Origin of the sequence: Psychrobacter sp. LV10R520-6, assembly GCF_900182925.1 — a bacterium.
Classification (GTDB): Bacteria; Pseudomonadota; Gammaproteobacteria; order Pseudomonadales; family Moraxellaceae; genus Psychrobacter.
The window spans coordinates 1,609,648-1,630,329 of the sequence record NZ_LT900024.1 but is presented as its reverse complement, the minus strand read 5'-3'; the positions used below and the strand labels follow the sequence as shown (position 1 = coordinate 1,630,329).

16 protein-coding genes are annotated in these 20,682 nt (G+C 42.7%); 11 read left to right on the top strand and 5 right to left on the bottom strand.

The genetic code is table 11. The features are described 5' to 3' along the window. Window positions 1-369: 369 nt before the first annotated feature. A complete protein-coding gene (locus U1P77_RS06760; RefSeq protein WP_321154290.1) occupies window positions 370-759 on the top strand; it encodes an SCP2 sterol-binding domain-containing protein in 390 nt (129 codons plus the stop codon). Window positions 760-926: 167 nt separating this feature from the next. Here the strand turns inward: U1P77_RS06760 and U1P77_RS06755 are convergent, their stop codons facing one another. Continuing rightward, window positions 927-1,898: a hypothetical protein gene (locus U1P77_RS06755; protein ID WP_321154289.1), complete on the bottom strand. Its 972-nt coding sequence runs from the start codon at window positions 1,896-1,898 to the stop codon at window positions 927-929. 497 nt (window positions 1,899-2,395) lie between these two features. On the opposite strand from U1P77_RS06755, the gene U1P77_RS06750 reads away from it, so the two are divergent. Both U1P77_RS06750 and lolD read left to right on the top strand, forming a co-directional pair. Further along, entirely contained in the window at window positions 2,396-3,634 is a 1,239-nt protein-coding gene (locus U1P77_RS06750) for a lipoprotein-releasing ABC transporter permease subunit (protein ID WP_321154288.1), read from the top strand. A 114-nt stretch (window positions 3,635-3,748) separates the two neighbouring features. Next, the gene (lolD, locus tag U1P77_RS06745) at window positions 3,749-4,429 is read left to right on the top strand and encodes a lipoprotein-releasing ABC transporter ATP-binding protein LolD (RefSeq protein ID WP_201558875.1); all 681 of its coding nucleotides are present in this window, start codon (window positions 3,749-3,751) and stop codon (window positions 4,427-4,429) included. Between the two features lie 207 nt (window positions 4,430-4,636). On the opposite strand, the gene U1P77_RS06740 is transcribed toward lolD, so the two are convergent. Beyond that, window positions 4,637-5,212 (bottom strand): DUF2062 domain-containing protein, encoded by a 576-nt coding sequence (locus tag U1P77_RS06740; RefSeq protein WP_321154287.1) that lies wholly within the window; start codon window positions 5,210-5,212, stop codon window positions 4,637-4,639. A gap of 361 nt (window positions 5,213-5,573) precedes the next feature. Here U1P77_RS06740 and U1P77_RS06735 point away from each other — a divergent pair, with 361 nt between their 5' ends. From U1P77_RS06735 to U1P77_RS06720, 4 genes are all read left to right on the top strand, one after another. Next, window positions 5,574-8,660, top strand: a complete 3,087-nt coding sequence (locus U1P77_RS06735; RefSeq protein ID WP_321154286.1) for a ComEC/Rec2 family competence protein — start codon at window positions 5,574-5,576, stop codon at window positions 8,658-8,660. Between the two features lie 238 nt (window positions 8,661-8,898). After that, window positions 8,899-9,957, top strand: coding sequence for a signal peptide peptidase SppA (gene sppA, locus U1P77_RS06730; RefSeq protein WP_321154285.1), 1,059 nt, complete (start codon window positions 8,899-8,901; stop codon window positions 9,955-9,957). A gap of 177 nt (window positions 9,958-10,134) precedes the next feature. Further along, window positions 10,135-11,022 carry an alpha/beta fold hydrolase gene (locus tag U1P77_RS06725; protein ID WP_321154284.1) on the top strand — a complete coding sequence of 296 codons (888 nt, stop codon included), beginning with the start codon at window positions 10,135-10,137 and terminating at the stop codon, window positions 11,020-11,022. Between the two features lie 59 nt (window positions 11,023-11,081). Then, window positions 11,082-11,864 (top strand): CPBP family intramembrane glutamic endopeptidase, encoded by a 783-nt coding sequence (locus U1P77_RS06720; protein WP_321154283.1) that lies wholly within the window; start codon window positions 11,082-11,084, stop codon window positions 11,862-11,864. 69 nt (window positions 11,865-11,933) lie between these two features. On the opposite strand, the gene dusA is transcribed toward U1P77_RS06720, so the two are convergent. From dusA to U1P77_RS06705, 3 genes are all read right to left on the bottom strand, one after another. After that, window positions 11,934-12,908 carry a tRNA dihydrouridine(20/20a) synthase DusA gene (gene dusA, locus U1P77_RS06715; RefSeq protein WP_321154282.1) on the bottom strand — a complete coding sequence of 325 codons (975 nt, stop codon included), beginning with the start codon at window positions 12,906-12,908 and terminating at the stop codon, window positions 11,934-11,936. Window positions 12,909-13,043: 135 nt separating this feature from the next. After that, a complete protein-coding gene (locus U1P77_RS06710) occupies window positions 13,044-14,345 on the bottom strand; it encodes an MFS transporter (RefSeq protein WP_321154281.1) in 1,302 nt (433 codons plus the stop codon). A 268-nt stretch (window positions 14,346-14,613) separates the two neighbouring features. Beyond that, complete coding sequence (locus tag U1P77_RS06705; RefSeq protein WP_321154280.1) at window positions 14,614-16,284, bottom strand: phospholipase D family protein; 1,671 nt, start codon at window positions 16,282-16,284, stop codon at window positions 14,614-14,616. 512 nt (window positions 16,285-16,796) lie between these two features. Here U1P77_RS06705 and U1P77_RS06700 point away from each other — a divergent pair. From U1P77_RS06700 to U1P77_RS06685, 4 genes are all read left to right on the top strand, one after another. Continuing rightward, entirely contained in the window at window positions 16,797-18,005 is a 1,209-nt protein-coding gene (locus U1P77_RS06700; RefSeq protein WP_321156645.1) for an O-succinylhomoserine sulfhydrylase, read from the top strand. Window positions 18,006-18,087: 82 nt separating this feature from the next. After that, a complete protein-coding gene (locus U1P77_RS06695) occupies window positions 18,088-18,417 on the top strand; it encodes a YbaB/EbfC family nucleoid-associated protein (RefSeq protein WP_209956764.1) in 330 nt (109 codons plus the stop codon). Window positions 18,418-18,611: 194 nt separating this feature from the next. Next, window positions 18,612-19,205, top strand: coding sequence for a recombination mediator RecR (gene recR / locus U1P77_RS06690; protein ID WP_321154279.1), 594 nt, complete (start codon window positions 18,612-18,614; stop codon window positions 19,203-19,205). Window positions 19,206-19,341: 136 nt separating this feature from the next. Next, window positions 19,342-20,670 carry a ribonuclease D gene (locus U1P77_RS06685; protein ID WP_321154278.1) on the top strand — a complete coding sequence of 443 codons (1,329 nt, stop codon included), beginning with the start codon at window positions 19,342-19,344 and terminating at the stop codon, window positions 20,668-20,670. Window positions 20,671-20,682 lie beyond the last annotated feature (12 nt).

Here is a 20,682-nt window from a genome sequence, read left to right as displayed (position 1 = left end):
GTCTAAATTGAAGGACATTTTAAGGGGTAACAAAAGCAGCAGAGTGCTAACTACCCATCAATAACTTATTAATAAATGAGGTAGTAGCGATTAGGCGCATAAAAGAATCTCTAATAGAGTTTTGTTACCATTTGGCAAGCAGTCACGTAAAAGGGTTTTACTTATCATTAAGTCGCCCCTTATAATGAGGTCGAGCATTATTAATAACAAAGCTTTATATAATAACTGTGTTAAGAACACAGCGTTAATGATACAGCGTGGTTAATAACGCAGCATATTAACAACAACTATTTCAATAATTTTGGGTATCAGCAAAGTTGCTGTGATAAATTTAATTAGCCCATCATGACATTCATAAAGGATAATATTATGGCAGTTTTTTTGACAGACGCATGGTTTGAGCAAGTTGAGCAGTTAGGAGCTGAGGCCGGTGAGCTAAATCTACCGCCTGCACTAGCAAATATGATTATTAATCTTAAAGTTTCTGACGCTGAACAAAATATTGAGGCCCATTTTGCGGATGGTCTATTACATCGCGGTTTAAATGATGCTGCCACTACTACTTTGTTACTTGACCGTAGCCTTTTACAATCAATAATCACTGATTTTGATATGAATGAAATTATGGGCGCATTCATGAGTGGTAAAATTCGTGTCGAGGGTGATATGTCACAATTAATGGCGGTACAGACTGCGCGTCCAAGCTCAGAGCAAAAAGAGCTATTTAATAAAATTAAGACTATGACGACTATGGCTTAAACGCTTTTTTAAAAATACTCAGTTATAACGATTATTTTTATTCCGATATCGGACATAGCAAGTATTTTTAAAACCAGTTAAGCATTCAGTCAGGCAAAAAGCCCCTAACGTTGAATTTAGGGGCTTTTTTCGATCTAAAATTTGTTGTTACAACAGTTTATGTCAAGCTAGCTAGGTTGCGTCTGCTTGTTCGTGGCTTGGTTCTCTTTATAAATCGCTGCTTGTAGCCAAATATTAGCTTGTACATAATCGTTGACTTGAATAGCTTGATTGCTTGTTGTATTCATTGCGCCCATACGTACTACAAAGGGATCGGTATCTTGCTCACGCAGTATCACGACGTCAAATAAAATAACTGATTTGCCATTAAACAGCGTTTCTTGTTTGCCCAGCACTTGGCCTTGACACCATGCCTCATCTTCTTGTCCTAAGGTATCACCGAACAAATAAGCGCACATGTGACCTAGGTTAATCTCTACTGGCTCCATCTGCTCTTTAGTAGTCGGTTGCCAATCTTTGATCTGTTCTTGAAGATCGTCTGGCACTTGACCGTCATTAGCAGCAACGATATCGTTAAAAGCACGGTGATAGCGAATGGCTTCCTTATCTTCAACCATAATGACTTCATTTTGTTCGCTGAGCGTAATCTCATGTGCCCAAGCACTAAAATTCACAAAATAAGAGGTGTTTTGTTGATATAAGTGGCGATTAGCAGTATAAAGCTGATCAAAGGCATAAACAATACTGCCATCAGTACTACGAAGGCGCAGTACCGCATCGTGTGAATTATCGTTGACGATCAGACGTTCAATCTTACAGGTAAGGCCATAGGGACCGTCAACGCAGGGGTAGGCATTAATAAAACGTTCAGGCTTACCATCTTTCATTGCCAGCACTTGATTAATATGACAAGGCTGGTCTTCCGATAATAGTAAGCAACTGTCTTTAGCGCTGGCATTGGCGTTGAGTCCTTTGGGTAGCGCTGCGTGTTCAATCATTTGTTGTAACCACTGCGGCACATCATGACTCATATCGTCGGTTAAAATACGCCAATGATCAGCATGACCGGCGGTTTTTTCGTCGCTTAAAGTAATTTTGGTAGGAGATTGAACGTTTTTATATTGATAATTGATGGTCATGAAAATACTCAAACTTAAGTCAGCCATGAAGTTTGGACGCTAAAAAGTCGTTGCTCACATGTCAGCCAATATATAAAAGTATTGGTCTATAACAGGTAGCAACGGCACTAGTAAAGGGTCAGCAAACAACAATGATGGGTTAATGACAATTGTCCCTAGCATACAATATATAGGTATAGACGCAAGTAATAGCAAGCCCCTCACAAAAAATAATAACAAAGTAGCAGATTTTATTAGAGAATACGTCCAGTTTTCGCTAATGACTGGCACATGTCAGATAAATTGTGTCAAACTATCCCCCTTTTGACAGGCCCAGTTATATAACCAGTTGAGTAAATAGTTAGATAAATAGCTGGCCTGTCTAGAACCATATTTGTGTGTTCGATTTATATAGTGGTCTGTATATCAGGATAACAGATATAATGCTTAATGCATTTGATATCACTGGTTTTATAGCTTACATAAGGTCGCACGTATATAAGATAAAGAGTTTGAATATGTTTCGTCCTTTAGCGTTATTTATCGGCTTACGGTACACTCGAGCAGAGCGCAGTAACCGCTTTATCTCTTTTATATCGCTAGTTTCAATGATGGGTCTGACCCTTGGTGTCGCCGTTCTAATCACAGTGCTATCGGTAATGAATGGCTTCGATCGTGAGCTAAAAACCCGTATTTTGGGTATGGTACCGCAAGCAACCGTCACCTCAACCGAGGTTATTGGTGACTGGAAACAGTTGGCTGATCGCATTAAAGAAGAAGATCCAGAAGTTGTGGCAGTGGCGCCCTTTATTCAGCTGCAAGGGATGCTGACCTCGAATGGTCAAGTGGCAGGAATTATGGTCACTGGCGTTGATCCTGAGTACGAGAAAAACGTCTCAATTATCAACGAACACATGACCGAAGGCAGTATTGATACTCTAAAAAGCGGTGATTTTAGTATTGTGCTGGGTGAAGAGATGGTGCAGTCGTTAGGGCTGCGCATCGGGGATAAGGTCACATTAGTGCTACCCGAAGCGTCACCATCACCTGCTGGCGTGATACCACGCTTTAAGCGTTTTACCTTGACGGGGATATTTAGTATCAGTCCAGAAGTGGACAGTCTCATGGCATTTATTCCGATGAATGATGCGGCTAAATTGCTACGTCTACCGGATGGGGCGCAAGGTATTCGCATGAAGCTCAATGATCTCTTTACGGCGCCAATGGCGGCACAAAAAGCAGCGGCCATTGCGCCTGAGCGGCTGTATCCTAACGATTGGACGCAAACTCATGGCAATCTATTTGGGGCAATCCAAATGGAAAAAGCTATGGTAGGCTTGCTGCTGTTTTTGATTATTTTGGTAGCAGCGTTTAATATTGTCTCAAGTTTGGTCATGCTAGTAACGGATAAAAAAGCGGATATTGCTATTTTAAAAACTTTTGGCGCATCTCCACGATTGATTACCCAAATTTTTATGGTACAAGGTGTGGTCATCGGTTTCATTGGTACCATCGCTGGTACTATACTGGGCATCATATTTGCGCTAAGTATTAGTGATATCTTGGGCTTTATTAACCAAAGCTTTGGTTTGAACTTGTTTGATGCTTATTTTATCAATTATCTGCCTTCAGAGCTGCGTTTGGTTGATGTCGTATTGATTACGGGTGCTTCCTTTATTCTTAGCTTTTTGGCGACTATATATCCAGCACGCCGAGCAGCCAGAATTCAGCCAGCACAAACGCTACGCTATGAGTAGCGTATAACACGACTATAAGACAACATAGTTATAAGTTTCATGTACTCATGTTGATTGGATTTGACGATAAGTAACCGCATAAGTAATAACTTAAGTATAAATAAAGGAAACCGTATGTCTGCCATTTTAGAGGCAAGCAATATCAGTAAGATATATGATGAAGGGGCAGTACGTACGCAAGTGCTGACCGGTTTGGACCTTACCGTTACTCCTGGTGAGCGTATCGCTATCGTCGGCACCAGCGGCTCGGGTAAAAGTACCTTATTGCACTTGTTAGGGGGACTTGACACGCCAACCAGTGGCGAAGTGTGGCTACATGGTAAGTGTCTCAATCATATGAATGAGACCGAGCGTGGCGCGATGCGCAATCAATATTTGGGTTTTATTTATCAGTTTCACCATTTGTTGGCGGAGTTTACAGCGGTAGAAAACGTCGCTATGCCGCTATTGATGCGTCCAAAGATCTCACCTACAGAAGCACGACAACAAGCGATTGAGATACTAGAAAATGTGGGCTTAGAACACCGTTTGGATCACAGACCAGGCGAGCTGTCAGGGGGTGAACGTCAGCGTGTGGCTATTGCACGTGCCTTGGTGACTAAGCCGTCGTTGATTCTGGCAGATGAGCCGACCGGCAACTTAGATTATGATAATGCGCAAAGCGTTTTTGGTTTGCTGTCAGAGCTACAAAGCACTATGAAAACGGCACTATTAATGGTCACCCATGACCGTAATCTAGCAGCGCTTGCTGATCGTCAGTTACTGTTACGTAATGGGCATTGGGAAGAATACTAAAGCAAGATTTTCAGAGTAAGAATATTAAGCTGTTAAATGCTTATTGTATAGATAATATGGTGTAGAGCTTATTGTGATTGACCCTAGTAAACAGTCTTATTGTGGTAGCAAAATTGTGGTGTAAAAAACGTAATAACAAAGAGGCAGCCAAATAGCCGCTCTCCTCAATCCATAAGGACTCTTATTATGAATAAAAAAGTTAGTTTATTAGAATTTAGGCGGTTTATCAGAAGGGTCGTGCGGGCGTTTTTGCCAATTAACAACCGTCTTATAGCGCCATATGGCTTTAAACGTTAAGCCACAAACTATGCTGGTAACTATGGCCAGTATAGTCAGACCCAAACAAAAAGCGGCTATTGATACGGTACCTTCATAAGTGATAAATGGATTGGCACCATCAGATAGTATCCACAAGCTAAAGTCAGTGATCATCCTACCTATAACCCGTAAGCTAATCATCGGTAGATCAAGAATATTGGCACCAACATAGTAGCCCGCATAAAAAATAGGAAGGGTAGTAAGAGGATTAGTAATCCATGTCAAACCCAGCGCCATCGGTACGTTAGCGCGAAAAATTAGTGACCCAATTAATGCCAATAACATTTGTCCAGGCAAGGGGAAAAATGCACTGAACACACCAATATATACTGCTTTATTTAAGCTATGACGGTTAAAATGCCACAGACGAGGGTCAGCTAAGTGCGGCGCAAATAACTTTAAGGTGCGGCTTTCTAATATTTTTTCGGGAGTAGGCAGCAGATTTTTTAGTCGTTTTTGGGGCACAGGCTTGCCTTTAATCATTAACTACAGTCCGCAACGCTTAACGCGAGAGGCTGGCATGCAATAATATTAATAAAATATGGATGAAAAATATTATAAGAAGAAACAGGACGGTAATGGCAGATCATTATAAGCGCAAGCCGTTTAATCAGTATAGGGTAATATAAATAGAAATGCTATCGTCGGTATTTAGTGAATTCTTACAGTCCATCACGATTTAATTTGCTAGCCTTAACGTACCCTAATCTCAATGCACATCTCAATCGTCACGCATAGCTATCGATAAACGTATCTAAAACATATTAAAATCATCAAGCTGGGAGTGCTAGTGTACTGGTTGATAGGCATTCTTATAATAACTGCCATGATAGGCGCTCTAGCGGTCGCGAACAGTATAGCGTTGCCGATCAGTCTGCTGTTAGAAAATATGGCCACTGTTTCTATTGGGCTTTTATTATTAATCACTATTACCGTTATCTTAGCATTCATCACCCAGCGCAGTGCGCTATCCTCAGCGGATACTAATCAATCTTCTTTCCAAAGCTCTTATCAACCTCCCTCTGAAAGCTCTCCTCACAATTCGCTGCCTATTTTTAGCTTTTCTCTTCATATTATTCGTTATTCGCTGATAGCGATATTAGCGGTCGTATTGATTATCGGTAGTGCATTGCAAGCTTTGGTCAGTCATCAACAAGCAGAGGCTACGGCAATCAACGAACCTATGCGTGTAAAAGCATTGGTTACTATCGAGGGAGTGAGTGACAGCGTCTATGATCCCACAACCAACAGTGGCTATCGGCAGGTCGCTACCATAAAACATCTATTACCATTAGTTTCTGCATTAACAACTCAAGACTTAAATAACGCCACTACTAATTATATTGAGAACATTAATAATAGCCTAAGCATTAATAATTCAAACAACAACAGTAATAGAAAAACAAAGTATCGTATATTACTTAATGCCTATCCAAAAAAGTCATCTACAGTATCAACAAAGCAGCCATTTAAAAATTTGCCAATAGAGACTGTAAACGATTTACAGCCCGGCGATCAATTGTTTATGACATTGACGCTTGAGCCCCTTGCTACATCCCAAGAAGCGATTAATAATCCGACAGGTTTTGATAGCTATCGTTGGCTACGGAGCCGTCATATTGATGGGGTAGCCACCATTATAACGGTTGGCACACCGATTGCTAAGATTAGCAATTCACCGAGACTGATGATTTCCTCTGATTCCTACCTTAAACACTTCCGTACTAGTATTGATCAATGGCGCTGGCAATTGCGTCAGCACTTTTATCAAGAGTGGCCGCAGAAAACCACCGCCGAGCAGCAAGCAAAGGCAGTAACGCTCAGCCTATTAACTGGCGATCGCAGTTTAATCAATCGTGACACTAAAGACTTGTATCAGCTGGCAGGTATCTCGCATTTACTGGCTATTTCTGGTACCCATGTGTTGTTTTTGGCGATTATGCTGGCAGGCGCGGCTGTGTTACTTGTTGACCGTATTTTTCCAAAATTTTATCGCTATATACCGCGCTGGCAAGTTCGCTGGTTAGTAATGATTAGCGCCGCTTTTATTTACGCCTTGTTTACAGGGTTTGATGTGCCAGCTGCCCGTACCGCATGGATGTTACTCGCTATTGGGGCAGTACGATTGACCTTATTGCCGGTTAGCACCATGCGAGTATTGTTAGGATTGGCAGTATTGATGGCGTGGTTTGATCCTTATGTATTGTGGCAAGCAGGCTACTGGTTGTCTTTTATTGCGGTGGCACTAATATTAAAGTATGACAATACACTACAGACGCAGAGTAAGACCGCAGTTAAAAATCGGCAGCCGACAGACAGGCACAAACTTAGTGTCTTTGTTAATCAGATAGGACCAATTTTTAAACGTTTGTTTAAATTACAGTGCTGGCTATTTATAGCGCTGTTGCCCCTTACTTTATTATTATTTGGTAAGGCGTCGCTGTGGGGTTTGGTAATTAACTTATTTGCCATCGGTTTGTTTGGCTGGGTGATTGTGCCATTGAACCTACTTGCAGGACTGTGCTACTTATTATTGCCCGCAGTAGCTGATAGTATTTGGGCACTAGTCAGTGCCATAGTGGCCGCCTTACATGAACTAATAACATGGCTGACAACTTTACCGTCATTAAAAGGCGCATGGCTATATACACCGGTAAATACCGGCATTCTGTTAATGGCTTTATTAGTCATGCTGCCTTGGTTGTTACCACGTGGCCTTATTAGTCGCTGGTTGGCGTTACCACCCCTAACACTATTAGCGATGACTATATATGCCAATCAGCAAGCCTTGTCATTGACACCGACTTTATATGTTTTGCCTACTGGCGATCGCTATTTGAGCGCTGCTGTATTGCAATATCCCATTTATGAAAATGAGATTGATGACAGTGAGATTGATGATAGTAAGACTAAGGATATTAGTACTAACAAACGCCATAAACCACTGACTACGGATAGTGTCAGCTGGTTGTTCTTAGCCGATCATCGAGGGCCTGAGACCCGCACCATGCCAAGCTCGCTAACGGCTGATAAACTTTCCGCGACGTTAGAGCAGCAACTACGCACCTTATCGATTAAGCGCTTAGCAGGTATTATTGTGCAAACCAGTAGCGTCGCGTTAACAGATACACTGGTTATTAAAAACAAGCGTGATAAAAAGAAACGCGATAATGCTAAAACGAGCTTTTCTGAGCTGTTGCCGATGACCGTTGCGCAGCTAAGCCAACGCATGCCAACCAACCAATATTGGCAAGCAGGGCGTAGTGATCAGTGGTCAACACTACAACAAGTTTATGTTCAAGCTGACCAATCTAAAGAGAGATCCGTTATCAGTGCTCAAAGTTGCGAACAAGGGAAGATATGGCAGCTTGCGAATGGCGATTTGACATTAAAAGCTGAGACTGGCTGGCCTACAATAAAAGATTCTAGCGTTTGGGATTGTACCGTTACCATCGACAGTGATTTACCCATCAAAATTGTTCAGTACAATGCTACTGATCCTCAGCACTCTCCGCAATTAGCCGGCCAAGTGTTAAATAAAACAGCCATTCCACTCATTAATAACGCTGCTACAAAGGCTGCTATAAAAGACACTAAGCGATCAAGTAGTCAGCAAAAAGATAGTAAGCAAGAGAATAGCCAGACTGCATCTACCCAAACCCGTATTATTCTTGATGCTGCCACTCATCAGCGTATCTGGCAATTGTGGTCGCGGCTATGCACAGCCCACCCCTTTTCTATTAATAATACTTCCGACAATTCAGTAACCTGGCTAAGTCACAGTACCTCACAAGCATCTGCTGAGGTATTGAGCTTACAGCGCGTAGGTGAAGCAATCACCTATGATAATAAGCCCTTAAAAGTGGCGTTAGCCCTGAGTTTGGATCTGGGTGATGAGCCTCAAGCAGATTAAACAGTCCCAAATAACGCCGCAATAACGTTACAGTTTATAGTTTCTCATGCTTCTACTATTGAACCGTGACCGAAATAGCACCATACTCTTTATACTTATATCAATTCATACCTATATCAATGTAGCTGTATCAATATAGGTATATAATAAGGTGAAAATATTCAAGTACTCTCGCTATATTTATATTTTTATATCACCTCTTTTATTGCTTTAGACTGTTTCTAACTTAGGAAGTTATATGCCCAACTGGCCACCAGACCCTAATAAACATCCTGAAAATTCGGCAAACCAGCCAGCCCCCATGCAACAACAGCCAAGCCAGCCTAGTGGACAAGAATGGCGACTTATCGAAAATACCTTGTTGGCTAGTGTGGTAGAACAGCGCCGCGCAAGGCGTTGGGGTATCTTTTTTAAGCTACTGACCTTTGGTTATATTTTGTTGGTATTTTTACTACTAGGGCGTGGTTGCACCAGTAAAGCACCGACTGGCCTTGAAGGTATTGATACCAGTAAGCCACATTTGGCGGTGGTTGAACTGCAAGGTACGATCAGTAGCGGCGATGTGGCCAATGCTTATGATGTTAACGAAGCCTTGACCCACGCCTTTGAAAACAGCAACTCTAAAGCCGTGGCGCTGGATATAAACTCGCCTGGTGGCTCACCAGTACAGTCTGATGAAATCTGGCAAACCATGATGGATTTGCGCCAAGAGTATCCAGATAAGAAACTCTATGCCGTCATTGGTGATATCGGTGCTTCAGGTGCGTATTATATAGCGTCCGCAGCCGATGAAATCTATGTCAATCCATCAAGCTTAGTAGGCTCTATTGGCGTAATTATGCCAAGCTATAATATCGAAGGCCTCATGGATAAAGTAGGCGTTGAAGACCGCACTATTACTGCAGGCGAATATAAAGATATCTTGAGCCTATCGCGTCCGCTTACTGACTTTGAAGAAAAGCATGTCGAAAAAGTGCTGGCCAATACCCACAAGCATTTTATCAACGCCGTTAAAGAAGGTCGCGGTGATCGCTTGAAAAATCCTGAACAAAATAAACTGTTCTCAGGATTGTTTTGGACCGGTGAGCAATCTATTGCATTGGGCCTAGCGGATGAAACAGGCAGTATTGCTAGTTTAGAGAAGCAGCTTGAGCTTGAAAACGTCGTGAACTATACGCCAACAGATCCGTTCGCGATTTTTATGGATCGCTTCGCTGTCAAGATGGGTGCGGGCATCGGCTCAAGCATTAAGCTTGATGTGTTGCCACAAGAAGAAGGCAATGCACAGATGCGCTAGTAGTGGCATTTTTTTAAACCAGCGTTTAGTTGAGATGGTTTACTTAACACCATTTACATAAGCACACTGTCATAAAGACTGAGTCATACATAATGGCTCAGTTTTATTGTTTTATTATCAACAAATTCGATTTAGTAAAAATCAACCGTAACTAATGAGAAATATTAAGGGTAAGTCATGAGTGTTATTAAGTCACAGACCTTTGCGTCGCTGCCAGCATCTAAAAAAACGCAAAAGCCGGTCATTCATTTCGCTCATGCTAATGGTATGCCAAGCGCGGTCTATCAGCCGTTCTTCGAGGGCTTAGAGGCATTTTTTACCATTGAATATATTCCTATGCTAGGCGATAATCCCAATTATCCCGTGGATGATCATTGGCGCAGCTTAACGCAGCAAATTATTGATAGTGTGAAGCAAACTTGCGAGCAACATGGCGTGACGCAAGTAGTCGCTATTGGGCATTCACTGGGCGGCTTATGTACCTTGCAAGCGTTATACCGCGCGCCTCAATATTTTAGTCAAGCGGTGCTACTAGATCCACCTTGGCTTTATGGCAAGACCAGCTTCATATGGCATCTTGCTAAGACCGCTGATAGACTGCCGCTGATGAACAATCGATTAATGGATAAGTTATCACCAGCTGGGATATCCAAGAACCGCCGTGATGTCTGGGATAGCCGTGAAGACGCCTACGATACGCTACGTCATAAAGGCTTTTTTAAAAGTTTTGACGAGCGTAGCTTTCAAGGTTATATTGAGCATGGTCTACATGAGCGTGCTGATGGTAAAGTGACCTTAGCTATCCCTAAAGCTAGTGAAGTCGCTGTTTTTCGTACCAATCCATCGCTGTATTGGCTGATACCAAACTGCGCCCCTAAGCCACCAGTCACCTTAATAATTGGTAAGGAGAGTCTGTTTTTAAAACGCAAATTCCCACAGCAAATTAAGGCACGTTTGGGCATTAATTATCAGACTCATGAAGGTGGCCACATGTTCCCGCTTGAGCACCCAGACTCTGTATCTGCAGACGTTTTAGACTTGATTAAGCAGCAGCTGCCGTCTTAGTTGGTTATTTCTTGCAATCTACTAGTAATGGCTATTCAATCACCGAGCTATAGTTAATCATGTCTAACTCTAATCCTACTGATATTTTAAATAACCCATTAACACCTCAGTCAAAGCGCCTGCCATTGTTTTCGCGCTGGGGCGTGTTGGCGCTGATAATAGCAATGGTTACTGCCTTTTTTATGAGTCAGTTGATAGGGGTTTATGTTGCCGGCAAGCTATTGCTACCTGCTGCCAGTACATCGTCAGTTAGCGACATATTCTTCTTTGGTAGCAGTGATGGCACAGTCGTTAGCGTTTCAATTTTTATCAGCTGTTTATTATTGACCGCGCTTAGCGTGTTGATTGTTCGTTTAAAAGGCAGTGATGTCCGGCGATATTTAGCACTCACACCGTTCTCATTAGCAATTGGTTTGGGAATGTTTGGCTTATTATTGTTATTTATGATTGGCAGTGAGGCGTTAACTTATTTGCTGGACAAATCGCCACTGGTTTTTATTGATCCTTTATATGAGTCAGTCAACTCAGTGTGGTTGTTGATTGTCGCCATAGTGATTGTCGCACCCCTATATGAAGAGCTGGTATTTCGCGGCGTATTGTGGTCAGCCATTGCTGAGCAGTTCTCAGAACAACGCGGCGCAGTAATTGCTAGTATCGTGACCAGCGTCATGTTTGCCATTATTCATCTGCAATATGGTCTATATGAAATCAGTACCCTTGTGGTATTGGCATTGATATTTTGCTACGCTCGTATCAAGTCGGGCTCGCTATTATTGCCGATGTTGCTACATATTATTAATAATGGCGCTGCGATGTGGCAGTATCTAGCACAAGCTGCTTAATTGGTCAGCCCTTCTTGAAAACTGCTTACTTCTCTAAGCAGTTTCTTAAGCTTTATCAAACAAACTTTCTTAAGCATCAGGATTTAATTGCAAAACTTCATCTGCTGCTCTTTCAATATCTTCAATAGTTAAATGAGGCTTACCGCTTAAGGCTTGTCGCCATCTGCGTGCGCCGGTCAATCCTTGAAACAGACCTAAATAATGCCGTGCCATCGTTGACAATGGCTCGCCCTGGGCAACCTGCTGACTCAGATGCGGATATAGTTGCGCCAAAATCTCTGAGCGCTTAGGAACAGGCTGTCCCCATAAGATATTAGTTTGTGCTAATAGGTAAGGGTTATGATAAAACGCCCGCCCAATCATCACGCCATCGACCTGTTGTAGGTGCGCTTGGATATCTTCTATCGTCTCGATACCACCATTGATTTCAATAGTAAGCGCTGGGAAGTCTTGCTTAAGTCTATAGACATCGTCATAACGCAGCGGTGGAATATCGCGGTTCTGCTTGGGACTCAAACCTTGTAACCATGCAGTGCGCGCATGGACAATAAAGTGCGTACATCCCGCATCAGCAACAGTTCGTACGAAATCCGCCATAAACTCATAACTGTCAAAATCGTCAATACCAATACGATGCTTGACAGTCACCGGAATATCAACCGCCGCTTGCATGTGTTTAACCAAATCTGCGACGGTAGCAGGCTCTGCCATTAAACAAGCGCCAATTTTATTATGTTGTACGCGATCAGAGGGACAGCCAACATTGATATTAACCTCATCATAACCATGCTGTTGGGCAAATTCAGCACATTGAGTCATCTCATTAATATCAGCACCGCCAAGCTGGAGTACAAGGGGATGCTCGCGCGCATCGAAGCGCAGGTGACGCGTGCGATTACCATGTAACAGCGCTCCAGTACTAATCATCTCGGTATATAAGAACACTTGCGGGTTAAACAGGCGCGCAAAATAACGATAGTCAGTTGTCGTCCAGTCAATCATCGGCGCAACCGATAGGCGCTTATCTCTCATTAAGTCAGTCATTTAGCGTCAAAGCCTTGCGGGTTAAGAGTTTGGATGTACTTATCAGAATATCTTTGCTTGCGTTGAAATATTTTTACAGGCGTTTAATTGTCATGATGTTGTACCATCAGTTTAAAAAAGGTCAGGGTACAAGAACTAAATCAACTCATCAATTTGTTTAAACTCGGGTAAATTATAAAAATAAAGCCCCATGATTATCCCGATAAGGCCCACAAACGCAATATATAATGCGGGTGTGAAACTTACGAACATAGTGACGTAGCCGAGAGCAAAGGGCACTAAACCGCCGACGATAGCGTAAGTTATATTGTAAGAAAATGCCAAGCCTGTTAGACGTACGTTGGTTGGGAACAGCTGCACTAAAATGGCTGGCACCATACCGACAATGCCCGCACAAAACCCTAAGAGGGCATACATGATTAAGATATAGTCACCACCTGCATCCAGATGGTAATAAAAAGCAAATATTTGACCGATTAATAGCACCGAGCCAATAGTGAGAATTTTACCGAAATTTTGATAATTAGAGATTAGCCCATAAAAGACACAGCCGAAAATCATAAATACAATGCCAAGACTGTGTGAAAGCTCAAACAAATCACTATTTGGTGCAAAACGTAGCGCAATCAAATCTGGTAACAGTAGTACCACTACTATAGTAATACTAGATACAATAAATGTCAGCAGCATAGCGATGAATATAGAATGCTTGCAATACTGAAAGAGTAGAGAAAATGGCTTTGCGCCGTCGCTACTAGACTTTGAGGTTACCATCTCAACGAAAAAGGGTGATTCATGAATAAAACGCCAGGCTAATAACGGTAAAAAACTCAGTATTGCCGCCACAAAGAACGGCAAACGCCAGCCATAATCGACCAGCTGCTCAGCAGTCATGTTAGCGTTAAGCCATACAAAAAAGGCGTTAGAGAATAATACACCCACAAAGAGACTGGCGGTTACGTAGCTACAGCCAGCCGACAAATATTGCCGCGGCACATGTTCTGCAACGAAGACCCATGCAAGCGGGACATAGACACCAAACGCCATACCTTGTATGAGTCGTAGTAAAATAAATAAAGCGGGTGCCAATAACCCCCATTGGGCGTATGTTGGTAACAATGCCATTGCCAGCAAGCTACTAGCGGTAACAAGCATACTAATCAATAGTACCGGTTTGCGGCCTTTAGTATCGCCATAACCGCTAAAAATAATCCCACCAAGTGGGCGTGCCAAATAACCAACAGCAAACAGCCCAAACCCCTGCAGCTTATTGACGTTAGGGTCAATATTAGCAGGGAAAAAAGCTAAAGCGACTGTATCTGCAATATATAAATAAATCAAAAAGTCGAAAAACGCGATAGCGCTGCTAAAACAGATAAACAACACCATATTTCTGTCTATAGAAGACATTAGTGCATATTCAGAACGGGAGGGCATAATATTATAAGTATCCACATATTGAAGTGGGGATCGATAGGTTATTATTGGAATAACCTTCCACTAAAAAGTACAAAAATCGTTAAAAAGTCTAAAGATCATTAAAAGGCACAAATATCGTTAGAAATTTTTAAAAACAGGCAGTCAGTTCACCGTAAACCATGGCAAGCTTCTTTGGTATTGATCCACAATAAGAACAATATAAATAAGCGCAGCGCTAGCTACACATTAGTAGGGCTAGCGCTATTGAAGCTTCCAGGCGGTCAGACTATAGCAGCCAATCAATAGGCAACCATGACATGATCGTAAGCCAGATATGATCGGACATGCCAACGCGTGGCTCGGAATTATAAATGACCTTTTCTTCATTCTCAACGGTATGCCATTGTAGTTGATCATTATCCATTAACTTAACTTCATAAGCTTGGCTTAATAAATTATCGCTAAGCGCTTGATGCAATTGCCGCGCCAACTCGTCATCGTTAATAATTACCCCCATCTCGGTATTGATGTTAGCAGAGCGAGGATCAACGTTATAGGAGCCGATAAATACTTGGTGATCATCAATGGCAAAGGTTTTCGTATGTAGGCTGGTTGAGGATTGGTTGCGTGCTTTCCACAGTTTGTTTCCGCGTTTTTCTTCACTGGCCGTTGATTTTAGCTCGTAGATTTTGATACCTGCTCGCAACAGCGCAGGTCGCCATTGGCTATAGCCAGAATGAACCGCGGTCACATCAGTGGCATCAAAAGAGTTGGTCAAAATCTTAATATCAACACCGGAATCAGCCAATTGTACTAGCGTACTAACCCCATATTTGGTCGGTACAAAGTAGGAAGATATAATGGTTAGTTTCTTAGAGGGGCTACCTAATAAGGTACGAAGCTGGTGTACCAAATTGGTATTGGCAGGGACAGATTTGGTCAATTTTCCGACATCGTCACTTAAAAACTGCATATCTGTCCAACGAAAGGGCACGCGCTTATTGACCAAGTCTGTATCGATAGAAGAATCTGCAATAGCGGTTTTATAAACTGCTAAACTGCTACGTGAGTTATTCTTTTCATCTTCATCTAGCTTATCTAAACCCGCTAAAAAGTCACTGGTTGCTCCTTTATCAAGGGTCACAAGGGTCTCAATATCGAATGCTATCGGCGCTGACCAGTAGCTGGTAAAGCTGTTGTCAATATCTGCCACTACCTTACCAATGAGCAGCACATCTAAATCAGCGAATTGGCTGTTTTGATCATTACTGAGGTATTCATTACCAATATTGCGCCCACCGATAATGGTGATTTGTTTATCAAAAATCATGCTTTTATTGTGCATGCGCCGATTAATACGGGGTAGACCAGTAACAAAGTTCAGCATTTGAAATTTGCGGTGCATCAGCGGATTAACAATGCGTACCGCGATATTGGGGTGACTAGCAAAACGTAATAATTGCTGGTCAAGTTTGGCATTGCTATTAAAGTCATCGAGCAATAAGCGCACGATAACTCCGCGCTCAGCGGCTTTCCATAAATCTTTGAGTAGCAGATGACCGACCTGATCATCGTGCCAAATATAATATTGTACGTCGATATTGCGTGTGGCCATTTCTGTTAATATACTACGCGCGGCAAAAGCATTAGCACCGGTTACAATAGGATGATAGCCAGACAGGTCAGGATGTATATTGTTTTGCTCACTGATGGCCGACACCAAGTCAGTATTATCAATCGCCGAGCCATTAGGGTTATCTTGGTTGTTCTCGTTGTCAGAGTGCTCACTTTTTAGCGTGCTATTTTGCTGGTATAGAGCATTTACTCGTGCCGATAAGTTTTGACTTTCAGGTAAATGTGGCTGCTTGGGCAAGTTTTGACATCCGCTTAGACCTAAGGATAGTCCAAGCGCGAGACTCAACGATAGGTTGCTTGGATCTATATTTAACATCGACATAAATGATTTACCTTAGTCTACTTAAAGTTATTCTGCGCAAAAAAACGGCATAAAAGTGTAGTGAGTAAAGCACAACATAATCGGCCGTCAAGCTTATCAGGTGTGGCGATATCTGCCTATTAAAAATACGTTATTTTTCTTAGCCTAAGTCTCAACCAAAGTCTTAGCCAAGCTTGGCGCTGTTTTTTTAAAAAGCACTCAAAAACAACGCTTAGCAGGTGCCTGATACTAAGTGACATGCTATGATAACCCAAAGGTTGTAGCCCCCATAAATACCAAAATAAAAACGTTAATCTTCTTTTAAAGTCGCTAATAATATCAATACTAATAATATCAATATAAGTATGAACGAACATATTAACAATAGTAATGGAAAACTTATGAGTCAGTCGCAAGCGCATGATGAAAGCAGTCATGATGAGAATAATTTAAAAAACGATCTAAGCAGCAATACAAATAAACTGGATCCAAATTGGCGTTCTGACGCCCTAGATTTAGGGCTAGATTATGGTATGCAGACCATTGCCGTGCGGGCAGGACAGCATCGTACTGACGAGGGCGAGCACTCAGAACCTATTTTTACTACCAGCTCTTATGTTTATACCTCAGCGGCTGATGCAGCAGCGCACTTTGATGGCACTAAGACCGGCAATGTCTATTCACGTCATACCAATCCCAGTGTGCGTACTTTTGAGCGCCGGCTAGCGGCTCTAGAAAATGGCGAGCGAGCGGTAGCAACGGCCTCAGGTATGGGCGCGATTTTGACCATGTGTTTAGCGTATCTAAAAGCTGGCGATCATCTGCTGGCCGCCAATCAATTATTTGGCTCATCTATTGGGCTATTTAATAATTACATGGCCAAGTTTGGCGTTGAGGTCAGCTATGTTGATTGTTTCGATAATGAGGCGTGGGCAAATGCGGTACAGCCCAATACTAAAGTCATCTATTGTGAAAGCCCCAGTAATCCATTAGCGCAGATTTGTGATATCGGCTATTTAAGCCAATTGTCAAAAGCCAATGATATCTTGCTAGTGGTTGATAATTGCTTTGGTACCCCAGCGTTGCAACGGCCGTTGGATTTAGGGGCTGACGTGGTTATTCATTCAGCTACCAAATATCTAGACGGTCAAGGCCGAGTACTGGGCGGCGCGTTGGTCGGTAGTGACAAGTTGATGCAAGAAGCCTTCACTGTGGTACGCTCAGGCGGTATCAGTATGAGCCCGTTTAATGCGTGGGTCTTTACTAAAGGACTCGAAACCCTCAAACTGCGCATGCAGGCGCACTGTGCCAATGCCAATCAAGTGGCGCAGTTTTTGGTCACTCATCCCAATGTTAGCGCTGTGCATTTCTCGGGACTAAGCGATCATCCGTCTCATGAATTGACCAAACGTCAGCATCATATGAAAGACGGCTATGGCGCAATTATGGGCTTTGAAGTCAAAGCGAGTGACAGTACCAATGTCAATGACAACCCCAACAATCACGATCCAAAGTCGGCCGCTTGGCATGTAATTGATTCCACCCAAATGGTTTCGATTACCAATAATCTAGGCGATGCGAAAACCACTATCACTCATCCTGCCACCACCACTCATTTCCGACTTAGTCCCGAAGCACGCGCTGAAGCGGGCGTTAAAGATGGTCTGATTCGTCTGTCGGTTGGTCTGGAAGATGTCGAAGATATTATCAAAGATTTGGCACGCGGTTTAGACAGTTTGTAACGATCGCGGTATAATGCTGCTTATATAAGATAAGGTATGATTCTTTACTATTAACAGTTTTCCATTTCTATAAGAGGCAATTATGAATATTCAAGCATTGATGCAACAAGCACAAACCATGCAAAAGAAAGTCGAAGCCAATGTCGAGACCGCAAAAAAAGAGCTTGGCAATAAAGAAGTTCACGCAGAAGCGGGCAGTGGTTTGGTCAAAGTGACCATGACCGGTCGTCATGTGGTCAAGCGCTTAACTATTGATCCAAGCTTGTTAGAAGACGAGCCTGATATGATTGAAGACCTAATCGCCGCTGCTATTAATGATGCGGTACGTCAGGCGGATGAGTTATATGAAGAAACTATGACTGGCGCGACCCAAGGCATGGGTTTACCACCAGGTATGCAAGGTATGTTCTAAGGATTCATTTGTGCTAAACACGGCGCATTGAAGTCAGAAATGGGGTTGTTATCTACACGATGCGACCCCATTTTTATAGGTAGGATTTTAGATTTCACTGCTTGTTTGTTTATAATTTTTTATAATCTATAACGTTTTATAACCTCTAAAAATTATACTCTCTACAAGCTATATCATTTACAAAGGAAGTCACTTTGCTTACAGCCAAATTTGATCAGCTGGTAAAACAGCTGCGTATTTTACCGGGTGTTGGTCAAAAGAGTGCCCAGCGTATGGCGTTACATCTGCTGACTAAAAAACGTCCCCAAGGGATGGCGCTTGCCCAAGCCCTTGATGAGGCGATGCGTGACATCGTTGAGTGTCAGCGCTGTCATAGCTTCAGTGACGATAGTATTTGTCCCCTATGCCAAGATCCAAGACGTGATGATAACTTATTATGCGTGGTCGAGACTGCTGCTGATGTAATGGCCATTGAGCAGACTGCTGGCTACCGTGGGCGCTATTTTGTGCTAGGTGGTCATCTGTCACCGATTGACGGTATTAGTGCGGATGATTTAAATATTGAGCAGCTGGTATGGCGAGTAAAGCAAGAGCCAGTAGAGGAGCTTATATTAGCGACCGGTACCACCGTTGAAGGCCAGACCACCGCGCACTTTATTAGTGAAGCGGTGAGCCGGCACGTGAACAAAGTCACCCGTTTAGCGCAAGGCGTGCCAATGGGCGGCGAGCTTGAATATCTTGATAGTATGACCCTTGGTCAAGCGATGCAAAATCGTTCTTTTCTATAACAGGTAAGTGCTTACCATTTTATTACCTGATATTGCTATACTGCGCCTATTAATTTTCTTTAATAGTCTATTTTTAACCTTTTTAATCGCTATTTTTTAGCGTTTTTCTTTTTTCTATTTATGCAGGTATCTGCCCGTGTCTGACCACTCTGATCTAAGCGCCTCAGCTAACTCTTCTTCATCCTCCGAAACGGCTGATTCTATTAATGTTACTGATAACAGTCAACCAAATAAATCTCCTGATTCAAATTCAGCAGTGTTGCTATCAGAGCTAGATATTGATGCGCTACTAGACGTAGCTGATGACCTGCCAGTGACTTGGATAAAAGAGCAGTACCAGCTCGATGAAGTTATTGATGCACTAGAAGGTTGCGGGCGGGTTGCATTAGATACTGAGTTTATTAAGCGCGATACTTACTATCCCCGTTTGGCACTGGTACAGCTAAATACTGGCGGTCATATTTATTTAGTAGACGCACCGCAGCTGCAACTGAATGAATTATGGCAAGCACTCAGCGAAGTTGATGTCGCCATCTGGCACGCTTGTGGTGAAGATTTGGGTATTTTTTACCTGTTGTCTGGCTGTCCACCATTAACCAATATTTTTGATACCCAGATTGCTTTGTCTTATTTGACTGGACAATTACAAATGGGCTATCAGCAAGCCCTTGATGATCAGCTAGATATGCACATTGATAAAGAGCAAAGCCAGTCTGATTGGCTTATGCGTCCGTTATCAGATGAGCAAGAGCAATACGCCATTGATGATGTACGCTTTTTGCCCGCCTTATATTTAAGTCTTGAACATGCGCTTAAGTCGCAAGGACTCTTTGACTATGTGTGGGCAGACTGCCAGCTGTACGCCCACGATCTATATCAGGCTCAGCATGTCGAAGATGAGGCCATGTATCTGACCATGGCGGATTACCGCTATAATTCGCAACAAATGGCTATCTTACAAGCGGTTGCTACTTGGCGTGAGGGACTGGCGCGCGCGACCAATCAACCCCGTACTTTTGTGATTAAAAAACAAGCGGTACGTGAGATTATCACTGAAAAGCCGAGCAATATGCGCGAGCTGGCCCATAAAACTACGATTCACCGAAGTATGCTGCGTCTGTATGGAGACGAGCTGATGAAGGTAATCAATGATGCAAAAATGCTGGCGCCTGTTGAGCATCCGCTTTGCCTATTGCCACCTTATCGCTCCAAAAATAAAGTTCTGTCAAAAGCCGTACAAGAAGCGGTGGATAAGCAGTCAGAGCAAATCGGTGTACCCGCTAATGTATTGATGCGTAAAAAATGGCTGGGTCAGCTGTATGAAGTCATTGCCTTTGATAAAGATCTAGGTGAGTTACCACAAGGGTTAAAGGGCTGGCGTAATGAATGGGTCACCCAAATATTGATACCGGTGATTGAGATGCATAAAGTTGAATTGAAACAAGGCATGGGTATTAACGTTTAAAACGCTTTCACC

Bases quoted from the DNA above. Each gene is read 5' to 3' on its own strand.
- U1P77_RS06760 (WP_321154290.1), top strand. From the start codon at position 370: ATGGCAGTTTTTTTGACAGACGCATGGTTTGAGCAAGTTGAGCAGTTA.
- U1P77_RS06755 (WP_321154289.1), bottom strand. From the start codon at position 1,898: ATGACCATCAATTATCAATATAAAAACGTTCAATCTCCTACCAAAATT.
- U1P77_RS06750 (WP_321154288.1), top strand. From the start codon at position 2,396: ATGTTTCGTCCTTTAGCGTTATTTATCGGCTTACGGTACACTCGAGCA.
- lolD (WP_201558875.1), top strand. From the start codon at position 3,749: ATGTCTGCCATTTTAGAGGCAAGCAATATCAGTAAGATATATGATGAA.
- U1P77_RS06735 (WP_321154286.1), top strand. From the start codon at position 5,574: ATGATAGGCGCTCTAGCGGTCGCGAACAGTATAGCGTTGCCGATCAGT.
- sppA (WP_321154285.1), top strand. From the start codon at position 8,899: ATGCCCAACTGGCCACCAGACCCTAATAAACATCCTGAAAATTCGGCA.
- U1P77_RS06725 (WP_321154284.1), top strand. From the start codon at position 10,135: ATGAGTGTTATTAAGTCACAGACCTTTGCGTCGCTGCCAGCATCTAAA.
- U1P77_RS06720 (WP_321154283.1), top strand. From the start codon at position 11,082: ATGTCTAACTCTAATCCTACTGATATTTTAAATAACCCATTAACACCT.
- dusA (WP_321154282.1), bottom strand. From the start codon at position 12,908: ATGACTGACTTAATGAGAGATAAGCGCCTATCGGTTGCGCCGATGATT.
- U1P77_RS06710 (WP_321154281.1), bottom strand. From the start codon at position 14,345: ATGCCCTCCCGTTCTGAATATGCACTAATGTCTTCTATAGACAGAAAT.
- U1P77_RS06705 (WP_321154280.1), bottom strand. From the start codon at position 16,284: ATGTCGATGTTAAATATAGATCCAAGCAACCTATCGTTGAGTCTCGCG.
- U1P77_RS06700 (WP_321156645.1), top strand. From the start codon at position 16,797: ATGCAGACCATTGCCGTGCGGGCAGGACAGCATCGTACTGACGAGGGC.
- U1P77_RS06695 (WP_209956764.1), top strand. From the start codon at position 18,088: ATGAATATTCAAGCATTGATGCAACAAGCACAAACCATGCAAAAGAAA.